Origin of the sequence: Peribacillus simplex NBRC 15720 = DSM 1321 (genome assembly GCF_002243645.1) — a bacterium.
Lineage (GTDB): Bacteria > Bacillota > Bacilli > Bacillales > DSM-1321 > Peribacillus > Peribacillus simplex.
On sequence record NZ_CP017704.1, the window covers coordinates 1,111,281 to 1,127,402 of the forward strand.

The 16,122-nt window shown below is 40.0% G+C and carries 20 protein-coding genes; 6 read left to right on the forward strand and 14 right to left on the reverse strand.

Features of this window, described 5'->3' with window-relative positions; translation table 11 throughout:
* Positions 1-57: 57 nt before the first annotated feature.
* The 3 genes from cbpB to BS1321_RS05155 all read right to left on the reverse strand — a co-directional run bounded on the left by cbpB (position 58) and on the right by BS1321_RS05155 (position 1,124).
* The gene (gene cbpB / locus BS1321_RS05145; protein WP_063232001.1) at positions 58-498 is read right to left on the reverse strand and encodes a cyclic-di-AMP-binding protein CbpB; all 441 of its coding nucleotides are present in this window, start codon (positions 496-498) and stop codon (positions 58-60) included.
* Positions 499-618: 120 nt separating this feature from the next.
* Positions 619-765 carry a hypothetical protein gene (locus BS1321_RS27785; RefSeq protein ID WP_094246583.1) on the reverse strand — a complete coding sequence of 49 codons (147 nt, stop codon included), beginning with the start codon at positions 763-765 and terminating at the stop codon, positions 619-621.
* 119 nt (positions 766-884) lie between these two features.
* Complete coding sequence (locus BS1321_RS05155) at positions 885-1,124, reverse strand: YkuJ family protein (RefSeq protein ID WP_034314086.1); 240 nt, start codon at positions 1,122-1,124, stop codon at positions 885-887.
* A 183-nt stretch (positions 1,125-1,307) separates the two neighbouring features.
* Here BS1321_RS05155 and BS1321_RS05160 point away from each other — a divergent pair, with 183 nt between their 5' ends.
* Together BS1321_RS05160 and BS1321_RS05165 are read left to right on the forward strand one after the other, a co-directional pair.
* On the forward strand, positions 1,308-2,267 hold the full coding sequence (locus BS1321_RS05160) for an MBL fold metallo-hydrolase (RefSeq protein WP_063232002.1): 960 nt from the start codon (positions 1,308-1,310) through the stop codon (positions 2,265-2,267).
* A gap of 95 nt (positions 2,268-2,362) precedes the next feature.
* Positions 2,363-2,596: a glutaredoxin family protein gene (locus tag BS1321_RS05165; RefSeq protein WP_063232003.1), complete on the forward strand. Its 234-nt coding sequence runs from the start codon at positions 2,363-2,365 to the stop codon at positions 2,594-2,596.
* Between the two features lie 92 nt (positions 2,597-2,688).
* Here the strand turns inward: BS1321_RS05165 and BS1321_RS05170 are convergent, their stop codons facing one another.
* The 4 genes from BS1321_RS05170 to BS1321_RS05185 all read right to left on the reverse strand — a co-directional run bounded on the left by BS1321_RS05170 (position 2,689) and on the right by BS1321_RS05185 (position 6,921).
* Positions 2,689-3,174 carry a DUF3993 domain-containing protein gene (locus BS1321_RS05170; RefSeq protein WP_063232004.1) on the reverse strand — a complete coding sequence of 162 codons (486 nt, stop codon included), beginning with the start codon at positions 3,172-3,174 and terminating at the stop codon, positions 2,689-2,691.
* 183 nt (positions 3,175-3,357) lie between these two features.
* Positions 3,358-3,585, reverse strand: coding sequence for a hypothetical protein (locus BS1321_RS05175; protein WP_063232005.1), 228 nt, complete (start codon positions 3,583-3,585; stop codon positions 3,358-3,360).
* Positions 3,586-3,659: 74 nt separating this feature from the next.
* On the reverse strand, positions 3,660-4,865 hold the full coding sequence (locus BS1321_RS05180; RefSeq protein WP_063232006.1) for an EAL domain-containing protein: 1,206 nt from the start codon (positions 4,863-4,865) through the stop codon (positions 3,660-3,662).
* Positions 4,866-5,064: 199 nt separating this feature from the next.
* Positions 5,065-6,921, reverse strand: a complete 1,857-nt coding sequence (locus tag BS1321_RS05185) for an SLC13 family permease (RefSeq protein ID WP_069981668.1) — start codon at positions 6,919-6,921, stop codon at positions 5,065-5,067.
* 163 nt (positions 6,922-7,084) lie between these two features.
* Between BS1321_RS05185 and BS1321_RS05190 the strand changes: the two genes are divergently transcribed.
* Entirely contained in the window at positions 7,085-7,948 is an 864-nt protein-coding gene (locus BS1321_RS05190) for a metallophosphoesterase (protein ID WP_063232008.1), read from the forward strand.
* Positions 7,949-8,117: 169 nt separating this feature from the next.
* Here the strand turns inward: BS1321_RS05190 and crcB are convergent, their stop codons facing one another.
* Together crcB and BS1321_RS05200 are read right to left on the reverse strand one after the other, a co-directional pair.
* A complete protein-coding gene (crcB, locus tag BS1321_RS05195; RefSeq protein WP_063232009.1) occupies positions 8,118-8,480 on the reverse strand; it encodes a fluoride efflux transporter CrcB in 363 nt (120 codons plus the stop codon).
* Positions 8,477-8,857: a fluoride efflux transporter FluC gene (locus tag BS1321_RS05200; protein ID WP_063232010.1), complete on the reverse strand. Its 381-nt coding sequence runs from the start codon at positions 8,855-8,857 to the stop codon at positions 8,477-8,479. Before BS1321_RS05200 ends, crcB begins: the two co-directional genes overlap by 4 nt.
* Positions 8,858-9,019: 162 nt before the next feature.
* Between BS1321_RS05200 and BS1321_RS27790 the strand changes: the two genes are divergently transcribed.
* Entirely contained in the window at positions 9,020-9,331 is a 312-nt protein-coding gene (locus BS1321_RS27790; RefSeq protein ID WP_375781428.1) for a hypothetical protein, read from the forward strand.
* A gap of 290 nt (positions 9,332-9,621) precedes the next feature.
* A complete protein-coding gene (locus BS1321_RS05210; protein ID WP_063232011.1) occupies positions 9,622-10,128 on the forward strand; it encodes a YkyB family protein in 507 nt (168 codons plus the stop codon).
* 55 nt (positions 10,129-10,183) lie between these two features.
* Here the strand turns inward: BS1321_RS05210 and BS1321_RS05215 are convergent, their stop codons facing one another.
* The gene (locus BS1321_RS05215; RefSeq protein ID WP_063232012.1) at positions 10,184-11,089 is read right to left on the reverse strand and encodes a chemotaxis protein; all 906 of its coding nucleotides are present in this window, start codon (positions 11,087-11,089) and stop codon (positions 10,184-10,186) included.
* 437 nt (positions 11,090-11,526) lie between these two features.
* Positions 11,527-12,501 carry a magnesium/cobalt transporter CorA gene (gene corA / locus BS1321_RS05220; protein ID WP_063232013.1) on the reverse strand — a complete coding sequence of 325 codons (975 nt, stop codon included), beginning with the start codon at positions 12,499-12,501 and terminating at the stop codon, positions 11,527-11,529.
* 157 nt (positions 12,502-12,658) lie between these two features.
* Here corA and BS1321_RS05225 point away from each other — a divergent pair, with 157 nt between their 5' ends.
* Complete coding sequence (locus tag BS1321_RS05225) at positions 12,659-13,807, forward strand: aminotransferase A (RefSeq protein WP_063232014.1); 1,149 nt, start codon at positions 12,659-12,661, stop codon at positions 13,805-13,807.
* Between the two features lie 98 nt (positions 13,808-13,905).
* On the opposite strand, the gene BS1321_RS05230 is transcribed toward BS1321_RS05225, so the two are convergent.
* The 3 genes from BS1321_RS05230 to BS1321_RS05240 form a co-directional block, all read right to left on the reverse strand.
* Positions 13,906-14,271 carry a hypothetical protein gene (locus tag BS1321_RS05230; RefSeq protein WP_034314117.1) on the reverse strand — a complete coding sequence of 122 codons (366 nt, stop codon included), beginning with the start codon at positions 14,269-14,271 and terminating at the stop codon, positions 13,906-13,908.
* Positions 14,272-14,336: 65 nt separating this feature from the next.
* A complete protein-coding gene (locus BS1321_RS05235) occupies positions 14,337-15,206 on the reverse strand; it encodes an NAD(P)-dependent oxidoreductase (protein ID WP_063232015.1) in 870 nt (289 codons plus the stop codon).
* A gap of 39 nt (positions 15,207-15,245) precedes the next feature.
* The gene (locus BS1321_RS05240) at positions 15,246-16,031 is read right to left on the reverse strand and encodes an SDR family oxidoreductase (RefSeq protein WP_063232016.1); all 786 of its coding nucleotides are present in this window, start codon (positions 16,029-16,031) and stop codon (positions 15,246-15,248) included.
* Between the last annotated feature and the right edge of the window lie 91 nt (positions 16,032-16,122).

Consider the following 16,122-nt stretch of genomic DNA (forward strand, 5'->3'; position numbering starts at 1 on the left):
AAACAAGAAAACTCGCCAACTGGCGAGTCTTGAGGTTAACTTCATTTTAAGCCTTACTTATTTATCAGGCGTATTTTGTTTAAATACTTTTTTCAAGATTGCCCTTCTCGTTAAGATACCTTCAAATACATGTTCGTCATTCTCTACACAGACAAACGGATGGTCAATCAACAATTCCACACCCTTGGTCAATGTATCTTCAATATGCAGGCGAGGTATTTCTATATTCATTATTTCGGAAACTTTTTTATTCTCAAGATTATCAAATTCAATTCGTTCCAGTCCCAAGATTGAATCAAGAATGACTGGTGTGCTAATTAAACCATGCAGTTTATACATCGGATCTAACACAGGAATGGCCGTATAACCGCTCTTTGTTAATACCAATAGTGCATGTTCTAAGTTATTGGTTACCTGCACGTGGGCCACGCGTTCAGAAGAAATCATTAAGTCTTTAACGCTGGATTCCAATAAATCCCCATCATGAGTACCGATCATTTTAAAACCCCTTACCATATGTTTTTATATACAGCTCTTTCTATAGTTTAACATATGTAAGCAGAAAAGGCTCATTCCTAGACCAATAAAATCCCAAACGGCGGGATTCGCAAGAGACCCTTAGCCCTTACTAGTTTTGATGTTAACCTGTTTAAAACCGCATTCCGGGCATTGATAAATCACATTTTGGTTGGATTGTGCCGTTAATACATTTTCCATTTCCCTTTCCTCACCGCATTCCGGGCAAATTACCATTGGATTTTTCATTTACATCCCTCCAATTATTAAGATGTCGTAAAAATCACTACTTCATTCAAGTAAAAATTGACCGAATTCATTCACAATAAAAAAGCCGCTTCCAAAGGAAGGCGGCTTTTTGTGATTTTTTAAGATTGAAGAAGATCAAAGATTTCAATGGTAATCATATCAATATTATCGAATTGATATTTTGATGATTTCCCTTTATCACTGTATACTTCAAGCTCGAACATTTCAGTTTTGCTGAAATATGTAACCTGGCACTTTTTCACACCATCTATTTCAAAAAAACGTTGAGCAGATTCAGATTCCTTCGCTTGCTCTTGAAGACTTTTCAATCTGGTAAGGATGCCCTGTAATTGAGACATACTCCCTCTCCTTTCTGAATAAAACCTTTTCGATAGGTTTCACTATACCATACTTTTCTATCCAGTAGCCACGCTGAAATAAATTCAGAATAATTTAAAACTTCATTCTTTACATGACACTATTAACAGAATAAAATAAGGAATGGATTTTGTACATGAAAATTTTTCTGGGGGTAGATTCTGTTGCAAAACATTAGTGAGCTTGGTTATCGCATTTCATTGATTGATGGTTTTGATTTGGATAGAAGAAATCGTACAGGAACATATGTAATTGTCGATGAAGACATCACCTTAGTCGAAACTTCCGCCAGCCCTTCCATCCCCCATTTAATGAAGGGGCTCGAATATTTGGGAATCGCCCTCGAAGATATTACATATATCATTCTTACCCATATTCATTTGGACCATGCAGGTGGAGCTGGACTTTTTTTACAGCATTGTCCGAATGCCAAAGTTATCGTCCACCCAAAAGGTGCACGCCATCTAGAAGACCCAACACGTTTGATCGCTGGGGCTAAAGCAGTCTATGGTGAAGATTTCAACAAGCTTTTCGATCCGATATTACCTATTCCATTAGAAAGAATGCTGACTAAACATGATAGGGAATCCCTAAAAATAAGTGAAAATTCCAAGTTGACCTTTTATGACACACCAGGACACGCAAACCATCATTTAAGCATTTACGATTCGGTTTCAAAAGGGATGTTTTCAGGTGACACCGTAGGCATCTATTATCGTGAACTCGATGAAGAAGGTTTGGAATTTTACTTACCGTCCACATCGCCAAATCAATTTAATCCCGATGCTATGCTTGCTGCAGCGGAATTGTATGAAAGCATCGGCGTCGAACGTATATATTTTGGCCATTACGGGGTATCGGAAAATCCTAAGGAAGTATATAAACAACTTCATTACTGGCTGCCTAAATTTGTGAAGACTGCCAAATCGGCATATAGGGAATATGCTAGCTTTGAGGAACAAGTGGCAGCGACCAGTAAAAATATTTTCACGGAAGTCACTGTTCATTTAGGCGAAAAAGGAATCACCGCTGATCATCCTGTTTTTGATATCATTGCCATGGACCTGAACGTTTGTTCCATGGGATTGATAGACTATCTGGTAAAACAGGAAAAAGATCGGTAGAACGAGGATCCTTAAGGTTTATCCCTATTCAAATGACTTAGCATTCTCTATAATGAAAAAGTAAACCTTACTTAAAGCATACATGGAGGAATGAAATGAAAGACGTTACGCTCTATACCCAACCTGATTGCCCTCCCTGCAAAATCATGAAAATGTTCTTTGATGATAATAATGTCGTATACAAAGAAAAAAATATTAAAGCAGATGGACATGCACGTAAAGAACTAACTAATAAATATGGCGCCTATTCCACACCAACTGTCGTCATCGACGGTAAAGCCATTATTGGTTTTGAATTGGACGAAATAAAGAGAGAACTAAATATATAACAAAAAGTCCAGAGAAGACTGTGACCTTCTCTGGACTTTTTCATTTCCGCCTCCATACTTTTCAACTTTGAAGGATTTTACTTTAAAATTCCTTATTTCATTTTTTCACTTTCATACTTTACATCCATTACCTTCCAAACGTCATTATCCTTTTTCAAAATAACTGATTCAACATGTTTTTCCATCGATGCAGGTCCGTCCCCTGTGTCCTGGAATTCCTCCTGAACATAAATGAAATCACCGTTTTTCCCATATACAATTTCCGTATTCTTGTCGTAACTGAAAAAAGGGATATAATATGGAGCGAAATCTGATCCAAATGCGGTATAACCGCCATCGACTTTCACTACATTCGCTTGGACAAACTTCTCGATGAATTCACCTGTGAAATGTTTATCCAACTTTCCTTCAATCGCTTCCTTAGTACTTACTTCCTCACTGATCGAACCTTGATTCTTCATGGCATCTTGTACTAAAGATAGAACTTCCTCTCTATGTAAGCCCTCCGCTGAAGCAGTGAACCCTCCACTTAAAAATAGAAGGACACTGGCAAGACATGCAACTAAATATTTACTCATTACAATCATCTCCTAGTTATAGAATTTCTCCTAATGATTCGGATTTTTGCCTATGTCATTCAATACCCGTCAAGATCAAAGCCAAACTACAAAATCACATTCTCATGTGAGACCTTTAATACCAGTGCCCATTATTCACAATAAAAAAGAAGATTTCATGAAATTGAAATCTCCTTCTCACAATTATCGAAAAGCATAGTAAAAAATAAAACCAGCAACCAAAATCGTCCCAACAAAAAGAGAAATGAATATCGGGTTCTTTAAATAAGGATGTTCTTTAACTGAATCATCGATAGTCGAATCATATCTGGCTTTCACTTTCTGTGCCCTTGCTACAGAATAAGTATAAAAGAGTAGATATAACGCCATGATTGTAACGATTATGATTAGAATCCAGATGTACGTGCTCAAAATATGTCTCCTCCAAGCGCATCATTTCTGCTTATCGTTACACATTTAAAGCGATTATATTCATGAATCGTTTTTTATAATAGTGCTTCATTTTCATATAAATAACTATAAGAAAGATCACAGAAAATGTATTCCTTATTATTCAGCGGATATGAAAAGGTCCGAATGGTTTCTCCCGTTTCGATATCACTGTATAAATCGGATAGTCTTCCTTTTTTCTCGTTACGCATCTTTACGATATTTTCGAGGAAATAAGGTCTCCAGCTCCAATTTTTATTCATATAACTGGGTTGAACTAACCATTGCCCGTCCTTATGGAGGATATTAGGAGATTTTTGATACCCCTCTTCATCACAAATATAAAGCCGAAAACATATGGAATCCAATTTTTTCGCCAAAACTCCGAGAAACTCTTCATGGGAGCTGGCCCGCTTTTGCTGTTTTAAGAAGTTTTGCATATTCTCGTTGAATTGCAAAGTCTTTTGATAAACGGCTTCAAGCTTCTTGGTCTCTAAAGAAATGAAAGACTGACATTCTTGATGGAATTTTTCACGAAGTAAATCTTTATTAATGAATTCGCCTTCCGGTTTCGCCAAAAAATACCCTTGATAATATCGTCCCCCATTCTTCCATGCAAAGCGAAGCTGGTATTCGGACTCAATGTTCTCAAATAGTAAATTGGCGCCGATTTTTCGTGCAAGCATGCTTAGAGAAAACAGGATGACCTGATAAGCATCTCCACCTGAAATGCGAAGCTGGTCCAAGTTAACTTTTAAAATATTCGGAGAAATCTGTGCGATTCGGTCCAATTGCGTATCTTGTCCTAAATGATCTAAAGCTATCTTAATCCCATATGTTTTAAAGTAAGCAAGCACATGCTGCAAAGGATCTAAGTTTTCCGGACTGATCGTGTCTGATAATTCCAGCACGATCCGGTGCATTTCCTCCGGTTGAAAATGACGATGTAAAATCTCCATGAATTCTTCGCCATGATCCAGCATAAGCAGATTAGGATCTCTGTTGATAAAGATAAGAAAATCTTCACCATAGTCTTTTATTCTTTCCAAGGCAATTTCAAGTACATAATTATCTACTTCCACCCTATACTCTTCCGGCACTGCAGAATCGTGAAAAAAAGGGCCAAGGCTTTTATATTCAGATTGTTCCTCATAGCGCCCTAGAATTTCATACCCGATTACCTGATGTTGATCTGCACTGAAAATCGGTTGAAAGAATGGTGTCACCCTGTCTAAGTTCTTTAATATCTTTTCTGTATCCATGATGCATCTTCCCCCTAATTACGAAAACACCAATATGCCAAAATTATACCATTAGTTTCTGTCATTGATAATAAATAATTTTAATTACTACTACATAACTCTTTTTTCAGAACATTAAATTTCCCATTCACCCTATCCAATTGAAAAGAAACACATTGAAAAGGCATTGTCCAAAAATGGAACAATGCCTTATGTCTTATCAAAAAGGGAAGAACCATGGTATCGTGATCACCATGATAACGCCAATGAAAATCTGTATGGATATCCCAATCATGATAAAATCTTTATGCTTGTAATCACCCGCCGTCATGACAAGCGCATTGGTAGTGGCAACCCTTGGAGTGGATAACGCCAAACTGCCAGCAACTGCAAGGCATAGAAACACAGGAAGAGGATCGATTCCTTGATTCACCGCAGATGTCAGGGCAATGGGCGTCATGATTACTGTCGCGGCTCCATACGGGATGAATTGGCTCAGGATCAGTGTCAGGAGGTAAAAGACCGCTAAAATGCCGTGTGCCCCGATATTACTGAATAAAACGGCCAGCCAATCACTTATCATTCTCACTCCACCCGTATTATCCAACGCTGCCGTTATGCCGAACATGGCGGCAATCAATAGAACAGGTTCCCAATTAATCTTTTGGTAAGCATCCTCCATCGAACGGACACAGCCAGTGATCACCATCAACAATGCAGCCGTCAAAACCGATAGTACCGCAGGAACGGACTCCATCGATAAAAGAATGACCATCAATGCAGTGATTCCCGAGGCAATCCATGCTTTGCCCTTGGAGTTGACCGGAGAGCCATCTTCCGAGGTACTTCCAATAACGATGACATCCTGTAAATCCGAGGAAATCCTCTCAATGTTCTCCCATTCTCCATGTATCAGGATTGCATCCCCCGGTTTCAGGCGTTCCGTTCCGACATCCGCTTGAATATATTCTCCATTCCGATTGATTGCCAGCACATTACATTGGTATTTCTCACGAAAATGCACATCTATCAAGGTTTGATTTTCATAATCCGAGTTCGGGACGATCAATATTTCTGTCAATCCAAATCTACTGCTAAGAAAATGTTTCTTTATTTGTTCGGTATTGAAATGTTTAAACTCCAGTTCATAGTTAAGTGCCAATCTCTCAACTGCTTCTTCTTCCCCAAACACCAAAATGATATCTTCAGGATGAAGAACCTCATCCGCCCTGGCTGAAATCGTCAGCTGTCTTTGCAACAGCGGCAATTGCTTATCCTTTGGCTTCCTCTGGATTTCAATCAAAGTCAATTCATACTGAATAGGAAGCTGGAGGTCCGACAGCCTTTCTCCAACAATATCGGAAGTAGCGGGTATATGCAGATAATGCAATCGGTCATATACTTTGTACATGCCGGCAAGCTCCCCTGCCGAGAGTCCCTTGACACTATTGTTCGCAGCAATGGTCTTCTCGGGAAGCAACAGGCGTCCGAGTGTCAACATGAAGAATAACCCTGCTGCAAAGGCGATTAAGCCCACAGGTGTAAAGTCAAAAAATGCTAATGTCCCTATTCCGTTTTGCCGTAATACATCAGCGACGATCATATTGGAGGGAGTACCTGTAAGTGTTAATAGCCCTCCAATACTGCTTGCATAGGCAAGGGGCAATAAATACCTTGTCGGACTTGTTTTTTGTTGTAAGGCCATGCTCATGACGAGCGGAAGCAGTATGGAAACAATTCCTGTTCCGCTTAAAAATGCACTTAATATTCCCGCTGTCAGCATGACGATGAGCAGCGATTTCCATTCACTGCCCCCACATAAAGCCAACAACTTATTTCCTGCCTTTTCCACGATTCCTGTATTTAACAGGCCGGCACCGACGATAAATAGCCCAGCCAGCATGATGACCACTTGATTCGCAAAACCGGCCACCAGTTCATCCAATGTAAGAATCCCCAGTAAACCAAGTATGGATAGTGCACTAAGTGCAATTAAATCTGCTCGAAATTTTCCTTGTATAAAAAGCGCAATCGCGCATAGAAGTATAATCAGTGTAATAAACATTGGTTCGGTCATCATGTTACCTCCGTATAGATGTTCAATTTCAAACCTGACACGGTTTCATTAAACCCCAGTTTACATGTTTTTCATATGCTTATAGAAGATATTTTCTTCAATTTATGTATATTGTTTGTTAGTATGAGGAAGTAACATTTTTAAATTAGATAGGTTGATTAATTTGAATAAACCCATATCCAGAAGAACATTCCTTAAGAAAAGTCTTAGTACATTGGCTACCTTAACCGGTTTAGGTATTGGCGGAAGCTATTATGCCCATAATTTGGAGCCGAAATGGTTAGAAACCAAGCATAAAATCATCAGCCACCCGCTTATCCCAAAAGGTTTTCATGGCATGAAAATGGTCCAATTCAGTGATACGCATTTAGGCTTTCAATTTCAGCTTAAAGATTTACAAGCAATTGTCAACAAGATAAACCAACTGGACCCGGATGTTATTTTATTTACCGGAGATTTAATGGACCAGCCTAATAAATACAAGGCTCACCAGAAAATCCCCCCCGTTTTGAATCAGCTCAAAGCGCCACTTGGAAAATTCAGCATCTACGGTAACCATGATCATGGGGGATATGGCTCAGAAATTTACAACGATATCATGGAAAAATCCCATTTCACCATGTTGAAAAATACCTCAACCAAGATTACCTTATTAACCGCTGAAGAAATATTCATTGCCGGGGTTGATGATGCCATGCTTGGAAAACCTGATTTTGAAGAAGCCCTTTCTGGCATCCCGGAAGAAGTGTTCACCATTATGCTTTCGCATGCCCCTGACCTTGCCGACACATCAAGGACTTATGACATTCAGTATCAAATAAGCGGTCACAGCCATGGAGGTCAAGTGCAAATCCCCTTTGCCGGTGCCCTTGTAACTCCCCCATACGCTGAAAAGTACAGGGAAGGCACGTATGAAATCGATTCATTAACGTTACATGTTAATAGAGGGCTTGGCACTACCCGACTCCCCTATCGTTTCCTTTCACGTCCGGAATTGACTGTTTACGAATTCCAAGCCGAAAAATGATAGAAAAAGAACACAGGGGAAAACCGCCAGACTTATTAACAAAACCTGTGCGAATAAAACAACTTGTTGCCATATCATTCGTAATGGACTCCTATGAATTATAGCATTAGAAGTATATCTGAGAAAACCAGGTTTTTTTCACCAATACCAATGGTAATTGCCATTAAGGTTATACCATAATTAAATACCCACTCAGGAAAGTGCCGATACAACCTAAAACAGACACCGATATATAGATCAGGCTATCTATATATCGGTGTTTTCTAATAAGTTCAAGTGTTTCCATACTGAATGTCGAAAAGGTCGTAAAAGCCCCCAGGAAACCTATTGTCAGAAAAACCTGCAAAGATAAAGCCCAGCTTTCTTTCTGTGGCAACGCCATTCCCAGCCCAAAGGAACCTATAAGGTTAATCAGTAAAATGCTAATTGGTATCGAGACGGCTGGCAATAGCCTATTAAAAATAATCTGCAAGACATATCTAGAGGCAGCCCCAAAAAAGCCTCCTATAAAAACTGAAAGAACCTCAATCAAAGGGACTCACCTCTCTGTCTATTAAAAAGGCCCAGTCCGAGGAAACCAGCGACCAAACCAAAAAAAAGCGTGGAACCAAGATACAGTCCCGCCAATGGCAGAGAAGTCTGCAGTAGATTCACCACTTCTTGGGAAAATGTGGACATCGTGGTGAAACCGCCGCAAAACCCGCTGCCCAGCGCTAAAAAAACAAGCGATTTCTTTTTCAAGGCGATATAGCCATTGATCATTCCAAGTAAAAAGCTGCCTACTATATTTATTAAGAGGGTTCCAAACGGGAAGAAGGTATGGCCAGCAGTCAAGATTACGCAATAACGCAATATCGCTCCAGCCGCTCCTCCAAAACCGACTGCAAAAATGCCTTTAAACCGATCCATTAAGGTCCCCCCAAATTTTTCTCATAAGTAGATTCATTATAACAGATTAAGATGAAACAGGCTCTTTTCTTAAAAAAATCCATACTATGTAAAGAATTTGAGAAAAGGAGGCTAATTATGCAAACACAGTATTTTCCTTACTACCATTATCCGCAGACCTTAATGCTACAGAACGATTACAGAAATGCATATGGGAATGAATATGGACCTGAATATTGGAATGACGAGCGCTTCTTTCCTTTCTTTCCGCTATTGGCGCCTGTAGCTTTTGTTGCAGGGTTGGCAATTGGACCGTTGCTATTCAATAACCGTCCACCTGTCTATCCTCCATATCCTCCTCCATACCCGCCCGCTTACCCTCCTTACCCCGCTTATCCTGCGTACCCTGCTTATCAAGGCTTTCAGGGTTACCAGCAGCAACAATTCGGCGCACAGGCAGGGGTATCTGAAAATATCAATATATACACTCAATAAAGGTTGGACAGAAGGCGACATAAACGCCTTCTTTTTCTTGGACCAAAAGGCGTCCGATTGAATTTTACTTCCCTATATATTTTGAAGTGGTATAATATGAAAATGAATAGATGGTAAAGTGTTGGGAAATGCTGGTCATACCCTAGAGATGTACATGCATTATTTTTTCACTATTTTCTGCCTGGTTGCACACACGTCTCTATTTCAACCAATATATAAAAACAGGTTTTTACTGAAGGAAGTCTGTTTGTAACGTCCTTCTAACCTTATTAAGAAAAGGAGTTTCCATAATGAACCAAACGAAAGGACATTCTGAAAGGGATGAGTTTTCGATAAACTCCCTTGCCCAAGCCGTGTTTATTGTCAATAAACACGCAAAGACTGCATTGGAGCCCAAGAATTTATATAATTTAAAACGGCTCGCATTAAGCAAGCTTATGCAAGAAGGAAAAGCGAAGAAGATTGGACTTCATTTCTCTGATAACCCTCGCTTTGCAGCACAACAATCCGACGTCATTGTCGAATGCGGATCATATGTTTTTCATTTACCTCCCACTAAGGAAGATTTGAAAAAACTGCCCCACCTCGGCAGCCGGGCAGCCTCCATACGGAATCCTAAAGCCGCGTTGTCATTATCCAAGGCAAAACAGATCCTGCAATCTTACGTTGGACAAGCAGGTGAAAAGCAACCGAACCCTACCAACACCGAGAAAAGGGCTCACGGGCGTGGGTCGGTCAAGCAACCTTTTCACAATCCATTCCCATCCTCCTTTTTAGGAAAAGGTTCCAAGTATTGATTATTGATAAACCAAACGGGCCGTGAGGTAACGCCTCATCGGCCCGTTTTCACATTCATAATACCAATCTGTCTATCAACTTTATAAGCTCTGCAATTTCAGGCTTGCTGATTTGTGCATCAGCCCCTACAACCTGACCTTTATGACGCAGGCTTTCAGTAATCAAAGAAGAGAAAATAATCACCGGCAACCCAGCGAGTTCCCCGTTTTCCTTTATTCTTCTAGTCAAATGATGTCCATCCATTTGAGGCATCTCAATATCGGTAATCACCAGTTGCACTTCATCTTCAACCACTTTTCCTGATTCAATTAAATTCTCCAGATAATTAAATGCATCAAGTCCATTTTCATAAAACTCCAAGTACTTGAATCCAGCTTCTGACAATGTATCAAACAGCAGCTTTCTCAGTAAAGGAGAATCTTCTGCAATCAGGATTCTCTTGTCTGAATTTTGCCGAATACCAAGCTTTTTAACCTGTTGGATGTTTATTCCTGATTCTGGATTGATTTCGACCACTATTTTTTCAAAATCGAGTAACAGTAACATTTCACTATTTAATTTTATTACTCCGATAATCTGACTTTCAAGGCCTTGATACATATCCGAAGGCTTTTCGATTTGGGACCAGGAAATACGGTGGATCTGTGTTACGGTATGTACATGGAAAACCACTTTTTGCTGATTGAATTCAGCCACTATGAATTTATCCTGCTCAGGAGTTTCAGATGTCGGAAATCCTAAAGCATCCGCCACATTCACAACTGGCAGGACTTCTCCGCGAAGCTCAATGATCCCCTCCACATTTGGATGGGAATGAGGGACAAGCGTGATGGGGACAGGATTAATGATTTCCCTCACCTTAATTACATTAATGCCGAATTTATTTTTTCCGAGACCGAATTCCACTATCTCTAGCTCATTCGTTCCACTTTCCAGTAATATTCCTTTATTTGCTTCCATTGTTTCATCTCGCCCTTCTACTTTTTCATTTTCATAATTCCATAAGTCAATTAACCGCTAGGAAAAATATCATGGTTTTATCAATGAACTCATACCTAATAATTCGGTTAAATATTTCTTTTGTTTAGAGCAAGAATAAAAAAGAATCAAGAAGTGATTATTAATTAAAGCCAAACTAAAAAGGGACCCATCAGAGTCCCCCTTTTTCCAAGCTCATTTCACCACTGCCATTCCGGCCACCATATCGATCGTAAGGCCTGTCTCTTCGATATAAACCCCTCCATGATATAACTGACATGGATAAAACAAACCTGATTGGATGGTCGCAAATTAACGCCCTGCAGCCCTTCCAATGATATTCTCGCTGCGGAAACAAAATCCAGCATTCTCCCCAATTTCTCAACTGAAACTTAGAATAGCAGGTCAGTTGAGTCTTTTCATCTTTTTCGCGACCTTTTCTTTGGATTGAGCCAACCTTTTTTAACAAAGAATAAAAACATCATCAAGGCAATTCCGCCCATCATTCCAAGAATGAGGAAATAGCCATAATGCCAATTTAATTCCGGCATATATTCAAAATTCATCCCATATACGCCCACTATGAATGTCAGCGGCATGAAAATGGTAGTGATGACAGTCAATGTCATCATCGTTGAATTCATATTATTAGAGTTCACAGACAAATAACTATCACGGATATCGGAAGAAAAATCTCGATAGGATTCAAGCATTTCAGTCAATTTAAGAAGATGATCGTACACATCATTAAAATAAAGGTGCTGATCTTTCAAGTATTTCAGACGCTCTGATGAAATCATTCTGTATAATAAATCACGCATTGGCAATATGGTCCGACGGAGCCTGGACATATCTGTACGTAAATCGAAAAGCTGATCCATCAATTCGTTAATCGTGTCATTTTCAGTATTTTCCTCAATGCTACCCAATTCGCTTTCAATTTTATAAACAGGTGGGAAAAATTCATCGACGATCCTGTCAATTATCCTATGCATCAAGAAAAAGGGACTTTGCTTCAACATTTTATTACCAGCAATTTCTTCCCATACCTTTTCCAGTTCAAGCATATCTTCCTTATGAAAACTGACTATCCATTTTTCACCAACAAACATATCCAACTCCACTGCTTTAAATACCTTCTCCCTTAGCGCATGAATCACAAGAAATTGGTAGCCCTCATAAAAATCCATTTTGGGACGTTGGTTAAAATCATCCAGGCAGTCTTCAATTGCCAGCGGATGAAAGTGAAAATGATTGGATAAAAATTCAATTTCCTTGTTTGTGGGGTTGGAAAAATCCACCCAGTACCACTCGATATCCGGATTATTCATATCCGTTAGCGGTAAACCAAAACTGACTTCTTGATTAGAAGTAATTGCGCAAGTCCTTATCATATGTATCAACCCTCAAAATTTTCTTATCATACATTATACCTTTAATTCATTAATCTCAAAAAGTTTTCTCCCCCATCCAAACTAAATGATAAAATAGAATGAATGGGTCAAACATAGTACATAATTCATGTAGTAAGAAAAGGGAGGATATTCATAGATGGAACATTTAATAAACCCTCTAGTAAAAGACGTTCAAATATCAGGAATCCGTAAATTCTACAATATGGTCGCTGATATCGAAGGCACCATTTCCTTAACGATAGGACAGCCTGACTTTCCAACTCCAATGCATATTAAAGAAGCAGCAAAACAAGCCATCGATAATGACTACACCGTTTATACTCACAATGCCGGCTATCTGGAATTAAGGGAAGCCGCTTCAAAATATGTAAAGGATAAATACAAGCTTAGCTATGATCCGGCGGATGAAGTCCTAGTGACCTCTGGTGCCAGCGAAGGTATAGACATTACCTTTCGAACGATCCTCATCCCAGGGAACGAAGTAATATTACCGGGTCCAGTATATCCGGGATACGAACCCATCATTAAGATGTGCGGTGCAACACCTGTTTATGCCGATACAACAAAAAATGGATTTCGTTTGACTGCTGATATAATTGAAAAGTACATAACTGATCATACTCGGTGCATCGTTCTGCCCTATCCATCGAATCCGACCGGGGTTACATTATCTGCCGAAGAATTATTGGATATTGCCGAACTTGTAAGAGGCAAGGACATCTTCATACTGGCCGATGAGATATACAGTGAACTGGTATTCGATCAGGAGCATGTTTCGATTGCCACTTTCTTAAAAGAACAAACCATCGTCCTGAACGGATTGTCCAAGTCCCATTCCATGACCGGGTGGAGAATTGGCCTTCTGTTTGCGCCTGTAGCCATCTCTCAGCACATCCTGAAGGTTCATCAATACAATGTGACTTGTGCCGCCTCCATATCGCAGAGAGCTGCTTTGGCAGCATTGACGGCAGGCAGAGATGATGCCATCCCTATGAAGATTGAGTATGCACGGAGACGGGAATACGTATACAGTCGCTTACAAGCGATGAAACTGGAAATAGTCAAACCAAATGGTGCCTTTTACTTCTTTATAAAGCTGCCTGAAGGCTATGCTTCTTCCCTTGATTTTTGCCTCAAGCTTGTTCAACAGGAAAAAGTTGCAGTGGTCCCTGGAGATGCCTTCTCTCCCCTTGGCGAAGGGTACTTCAGGATATCTTATGCCTATTCCATGGAAACCCTGGAAAAGGCTTTGGACCGTATTGAAGCTTTTTTAGCTATAAAATGATCGAAAAAAAATTGGCCTTCAATTGAATGAACAATTGAAGGCCAATTTCCTATTTTCAAAGATGTCAGGCTACCGAAGGTTTTCACCAAGCCTGTCAACTAATACAATCTCCGTAAAAAACGAATTTCCCGATAGCCTTCTTCCTTATTTGTCGTGGTAAGGCTCACTTCAACGATGGACCCAAGTAAATCAGCCATCACTTCTTCAAATTCCTTTGCGGAGCGCGGCTTTGAAAAACCTAAACTCTTCAATTCGCGCATCAGGATCTGAAAACCAGCATTCGTTTCGATATGACTGAATTTCACCGGCAAGATTAGCGGACTTTCATTCATTAATTTCAGGTCCCAACGAATGGGCTTTGTTTGATGAATGGTTTTTTCTCGTTTAAAACCTTCAATCCTTACAATATATCGACCATCTTCTAATTCCTGGAATTTCATATTGATATCATCAAATTCGCCCATAGCTTTCACTCCTTTTTGTAAAGGCTGTCGCTATCAGCTTATTCATGATAAAGAAATGCTAGCACTTAATTATAATGTTTATATAATGCCTGTGTACCGCTATTTTCCTCGCCAGCTTTTGCCAGCCTCTCATATAGGGATTTGCTCAGGCTTAATCCAGGAGCGTCCATTCCCATTCTTTCCGCTTCATCAAGTGCAATCTTCATATCCTTGATAAAATGCTTGATATAAAAACCAGGTTCAAAATCCCCTTCAACCATCCGCGGTACAAGATTGGACAGTGACCAGCTTCCGGCAGAACCCGATGATATGCTTCTTAAAACCCGTTCCGGATCCAACCCCGCCTTTTTGGCATAGGAAATCGCTTCAGTCACTCCGATCATATTAGATGCAATGGCGATTTGATTACACATTTTCGTATGCTGTCCTGAACCAGCCGGGCCTTGATGGACAACATTGCTGCCAATGATATCAAAAATGGGCCGGACCGCTTCAAATGCCTCACTAGACCCGCCGACCATGATCGTAAGCTTTGCATCACGAGCACCGATATCTCCTCCGGAAACCGGTGCATCCAATGATTCCATGCCTCTTTTCTTGGCTTCCTCTGCTATTTTCACTGCCAAAGATGGAGTGGAGGTCGTCATATCGATTAAATGGGTTCCTTGTTTCCCGTTCTCGATAAGCCCATTTTCCCCAAGATAGATTTCTTCCACATCACTAGGGTATCCTACCATGGAAATGATCACATTAGCTTTCTGCGCAATTTCCTTAGGTGCAGATGCCCACTTCGCACCCTGTGAGAGCAGTTCACTTGCCTTATCTTTCGTCCTTGTATAAACAAATACCTCAAATCCCGCCTTAAGTAGATTTGCGGCCATGCTTTTTCCCATAACTCCTAAACCTATGAAGCCGATCACTTTGTTCGATTGCATCACTGCAGATTCCTCCCAATCATTTTGTTTCAAAAATCCTTAAATGGACTTTATCAATCCTCCGTCAACTAAATAGGACTGCCCCGTTAAATATGTATTAGCACCTGAAACAAGGAAAGTAACGAACTTTGCAAATTCCTCGGGTTCCCCATAACGGCCAAGAGGGATTTTGTTAATGGATTGTTCAGTCACCTCCTCAGGAGTGACGCCTTGTTTCTCAGCATTCATTTTATCAAGGTGCTGAACGCGGTCCGTTGCGATTCTTCCTGGTCCAACTGTATTGATCAATATCCCGTCTGGTGCTAATTCTGAAGCTAACGTCTTTGACAATCCAACGATTGCAGTCCGGAATGTATTCGATAAAATCAATCCTGGAATCGGTTCCTTAATGGATGAAGAAGCAATATTAACGATTTTCCCGCCCTGTTTTTTTAAATGTGGCAAGCTCTCACGGATCGTCCTTATGAAGCTTAGTAAATTAAGTTCGAAAGATTGTTGCCATTCTTCATCGTTGAAATCTGTAAATGAACCCCCTGGAGGACCTCCGGCGTTATTAATAAGAATGTCGATACCGCCGAACTCTTTAGCAGTTTGCCCAACCAAGTTTTTAATATCTTCAGCTTTAGTTATATCCGTTACCAAATAAGAAACTTTACCCGCCCCAAGCTGCGATAATTCCCTTTGCACGGCGGCAAGCTTTTCTCCATCGCGGCTGGCTAGCATGACATTTGCTCCTTCTTTAACCAATTCAGCTGCCATAGCTTTCCCCAAACCTTGACTTGAAGCTAAAATCAAAGCATTTTTCTTTTCCAAATGTAATTCCATATAATATCTAACCTCCATTTTCTTAAAATTATAATTCCATTATATCGTCATTACCGTAAAGTGAAAAATCTGAATAATCATTCTTATGATT

What these genes read in the sequence shown, in the direction of transcription:
- cbpB (WP_063232001.1), bottom strand. Translation starts at nt 498, where the DNA reads ATGATCGGTACTCATGATGGGGATTTATTGGAATCCAGCGTTAAAGAC.
- BS1321_RS27785 (WP_094246583.1), bottom strand. Translation starts at nt 765, where the DNA reads ATGAAAAATCCAATGGTAATTTGCCCGGAATGCGGTGAGGAAAGGGAA.
- BS1321_RS05155 (WP_034314086.1), bottom strand. Translation starts at nt 1,124, where the DNA reads ATGTCTCAATTACAGGGCATCCTTACCAGATTGAAAAGTCTTCAAGAG.
- BS1321_RS05165 (WP_063232003.1), top strand. Translation starts at nt 2,363, where the DNA reads ATGAAAGACGTTACGCTCTATACCCAACCTGATTGCCCTCCCTGCAAA.
- BS1321_RS05170 (WP_063232004.1), bottom strand. Translation starts at nt 3,174, where the DNA reads ATGAGTAAATATTTAGTTGCATGTCTTGCCAGTGTCCTTCTATTTTTA.
- BS1321_RS05180 (WP_063232006.1), bottom strand. Translation starts at nt 4,865, where the DNA reads ATGGATACAGAAAAGATATTAAAGAACTTAGACAGGGTGACACCATTC.
- BS1321_RS05185 (WP_069981668.1), bottom strand. Translation starts at nt 6,921, where the DNA reads ATGACCGAACCAATGTTTATTACACTGATTATACTTCTATGCGCGATT.
- BS1321_RS05200 (WP_063232010.1), bottom strand. Translation starts at nt 8,857, where the DNA reads ATGGATCGGTTTAAAGGCATTTTTGCAGTCGGTTTTGGAGGAGCGGCT.
- BS1321_RS27790 (WP_375781428.1), top strand. Translation starts at nt 9,020, where the DNA reads ATGCTACAGAACGATTACAGAAATGCATATGGGAATGAATATGGACCT.
- BS1321_RS05210 (WP_063232011.1), top strand. Translation starts at nt 9,622, where the DNA reads ATGAACCAAACGAAAGGACATTCTGAAAGGGATGAGTTTTCGATAAAC.
- BS1321_RS05215 (WP_063232012.1), bottom strand. Translation starts at nt 11,089, where the DNA reads ATGGAAGCAAATAAAGGAATATTACTGGAAAGTGGAACGAATGAGCTA.
- corA (WP_063232013.1), bottom strand. Translation starts at nt 12,501, where the DNA reads ATGATAAGGACTTGCGCAATTACTTCTAATCAAGAAGTCAGTTTTGGT.
- BS1321_RS05225 (WP_063232014.1), top strand. Translation starts at nt 12,659, where the DNA reads ATGGAACATTTAATAAACCCTCTAGTAAAAGACGTTCAAATATCAGGA.
- BS1321_RS05230 (WP_034314117.1), bottom strand. Translation starts at nt 14,271, where the DNA reads ATGGGCGAATTTGATGATATCAATATGAAATTCCAGGAATTAGAAGAT.
- BS1321_RS05235 (WP_063232015.1), bottom strand. Translation starts at nt 15,206, where the DNA reads ATGCAATCGAACAAAGTGATCGGCTTCATAGGTTTAGGAGTTATGGGA.
- BS1321_RS05240 (WP_063232016.1), bottom strand. Translation starts at nt 16,031, where the DNA reads ATGGAATTACATTTGGAAAAGAAAAATGCTTTGATTTTAGCTTCAAGT.